Source organism: Flavisolibacter nicotianae (assembly GCF_003628535.1).
In the GTDB taxonomy this organism is placed as follows: domain Bacteria; phylum Bacteroidota; class Bacteroidia; order Chitinophagales; family Chitinophagaceae; genus Flavisolibacter; species Flavisolibacter nicotianae.
Genome location: NZ_RBCI01000037.1, coordinates 1 through 2700, shown reverse-complemented (window position 1 = coordinate 2700; position 2700 = coordinate 1). Strand labels below are relative to the sequence as shown.

At 48.4% G+C, this 2700-nt stretch carries 5 protein-coding genes; 2 read left to right on the top strand and 3 right to left on the bottom strand.

The window, feature by feature from the left end; genetic code table 11:
* The coding region (locus D6024_RS26190) for a glucuronate isomerase (protein ID WP_162945060.1) at positions 1–427 on the bottom strand (427 nt) is incomplete at its 3' end.
* A gap of 70 nt (positions 428–497) precedes the next feature.
* Positions 498–1031 carry a glycoside hydrolase family protein gene (locus D6024_RS27100; protein WP_205573381.1) on the bottom strand — a complete coding sequence of 178 codons (534 nt, stop codon included), beginning with the start codon at positions 1029–1031 and terminating at the stop codon, positions 498–500.
* Between the two features lie 209 nt (positions 1032–1240).
* Here D6024_RS27100 and D6024_RS27390 point away from each other — a divergent pair, with 209 nt between their 5' ends.
* Together D6024_RS27390 and D6024_RS26175 are read left to right on the top strand one after the other, a co-directional pair.
* Complete coding sequence (locus tag D6024_RS27390) at positions 1241–1444, top strand: LacI family DNA-binding transcriptional regulator (RefSeq protein ID WP_240410172.1); 204 nt, start codon at positions 1241–1243, stop codon at positions 1442–1444.
* A 351-nt stretch (positions 1445–1795) separates the two neighbouring features.
* Positions 1796–2074, top strand: a complete 279-nt coding sequence (locus D6024_RS26175) for a helix-turn-helix transcriptional regulator (protein ID WP_121357780.1) — start codon at positions 1796–1798, stop codon at positions 2072–2074.
* A gap of 37 nt (positions 2075–2111) precedes the next feature.
* Here the strand turns inward: D6024_RS26175 and D6024_RS26170 are convergent.
* The coding region (locus D6024_RS26170; protein WP_162945059.1) for an amidohydrolase family protein at positions 2112–2700 on the bottom strand (589 nt) is incomplete at its 5' end.

Here is a 2700-nt window from a genome sequence, read left to right as displayed (position 1 = left end):
TGCGCACTGAATAATCCGGCGTTTGCAGCTTTGCCGTACAGGCCTCGTAAACTCTTTCTGCCGAATCGCCATTCAGAATTTCATGTACGTCAAAATACCGCTGCAGTTCCAGGTGTGTCCAATAATAAAGCGGGTTGCGCAACGTGTAAGGCACCGTTTCCGCCCATTTGCGGAACTTCTCAAAATCAGTCGCGTCGCCGGTGCAATAGCGTTCGTCCACACCATTGGTACGCATGGCCCGCCACTTGTAGTGGTCGCCATACAGCCAGATCTGGGTCAGGTTGTCAAACTGCTTATCCTCGGCTATCTGGTCGGGCGGCAGGTGACAATGATAGTCGATAATGGGCATTTGCTTCGCATACTCGTGATAGAGTTGCTGCGCCGTTTTGGTGTTCAGTAAAAAATTTTCGTCCAAAAAGTTTTTCATTACAACTGTATTTGTTTTCCTATGTTTTTGTTGCCTAAACATCGCAAAGCTAGCAACGCTGGTTTTACAATTATACATTTACCTGCAACCTGATGGCATCCTTTATTTCACCTGCCAACAGGAGGTTTAACTTTTCCTGCACCGCCTTTCCAAATCCCGGCAGCAAGCCCAGGTCCATTCCCCAGAACTGTTCGTCCTGCAACACTTCCTGCACAAGAGCGACCGGTGTCAGTGTTGTCCATCGCTGGTAAAACTGGGCTGCCGTTTCATCTTGCAGGAGGCTGAAACCTTTTGTGAATTGCAGCAGCGCATTTTTCTTCAGGTACAGGTTCACGTTGCTCTTCAAAACGATCGGTCCCGTCAGCCACAGGCCTTGGGGGATTAAGACCACGGCGCCGCCTTTTTGGCTGCAGGTGTTGATGGGGGTATTGAAGCTTTCCGTATTCAGCGCCAGGCCATCGGGCTTTGCACCGAATTTGGTAATGTAGAAAGAGGCTTTTTTGAAAACAGGTTGCTTTACCGTAAACGGCAGCTTCGTTTGTGCATGCAGCAAAAGGCCCGAAGCCAGTGAAAGAGAAAAAAGGAAAATGGATCGTCTTTTCATAATGCATCCTTTGGTGAAGCCGCAGCCGAAACAACGACCACGCTAACCTTTAACTTTCCATACAAGTCTAAACAGATATTCAGGGATAACATGAAGAATGAAAGCCTTTTTTTACGCAATCGTTACCGAAAACGTTTGCAGTTGTATCATCTCTGTAAAAAATCAACACTTTTAGTTCGTTTTCAAAAAGCCACCCTGATTTTTTAGTCGTGAAGTTTGAAAGCGTTACCATCAAAGACATTGCAAAAGCCTTGAACCTGTCCACTTCCACGGTATCCAGGGCTTTGCGGGGTAGTTACGAGATCAGCGACGAAACCCAAAAGCAGGTGCTAGAATACGCCGAAAAAATCAACTACCGGCCCAACCCCATTGCCCTTTCGTTAAAAGAACAAAGAGCCGCGCCATCGGCGTAGTGGTCAGGAAGGTCGCCAACAACTTTTTTTCACAAGCCATCAATGGCATCGAATCCATTGCCTATAACCGGGGTTACCACGTTATCATCACGCAAAGCCACGAATCGCATGAACGCGAAAAAGTAAACGTGCAGCACATGGCCGCGTCAGGCCGATGCACATCAAAACCAGCGATACGATCGTGGCCCTGTTCAACAAAATTCACAAAACACTTGAGTCGGGCTACAGCATCGACAACCTGGCTTTTCCAATCTCTGCCTCAGCCATTTCCTGTCTCTCTTCCTTTACAATGCCAAGCATTTTGAAGCCAGCGTTTCCAAGCCGGATATCGTTGACGAGGCCATCCGGTTCATGCAGGAGAACATCAACAACAACATCACGCTCCAGGAACTTTGCCAGCAGTTCTATTACTCGCCGTCACGGTTCTCCGGTCTTTTCAAGCTACGGACCGGCTACTCCCCGATCGAGTATTTCATCCAGCTGAAAATGCAGAAGGCCAGCCAGCTTCTAGATTTCACCGATCAATCGATCAAGGACATCGCGTCGGAATTCGGCTTTGACGATCCCTATTATTTTTCACGGCGATTCCGCAAAACCATTGGCGTTTCGCCAATAAAACCGGTCCATTAAAAAGGACTGATCGCGGCGGAAACGTTTCAAAGAACATTTATAGCTGGTAAAAAATTGTTGCATTTTCAGCATACACCTTTTTACGCTGCGCTTCATTTAACAGGGACGAAAGCAGGTCTTTGTAAACCGTCCATGTATGGGTATAACTCCCGGCCAGCAAGGATACGGGCCAGTCGCCACCGCAAAAACAACGGTCTTCGCCAAATTTCTCCAGGACAAACGACACGTAGGGTTTAATATCTTCCGCTGTCCAATCGGTTTTTTTCGTCACGGTGCCAAGGCCCGAGATCTTTGCATAAAAGTTGGGACGCCAGGCCGCTTCCTGCATCAGGCTTCCCCAGCGGCCAAATTTATCACCGGCCACGATCGGTGGATGGTTCAGATGGTCAAAGACCATCCGCAACGAAGGAACTTTTTCTGCTACCTCCAATACGGTTTCAATGTGCTGCGGCAACACACCAACCACGTCGAAAGGCAGGTCGTGCGAGGCAAGAATACCGAGGCTTTCGATTACCGGCTCCTGCAACAGCCATTTTGGATCTTTCTCGTCGTGGATCAGGTGGCGCATGCCTTTGAAATAGCGGTTTTGCAAGTATTTATCCTGCAAAACGGTTTGGGTTTGCTCC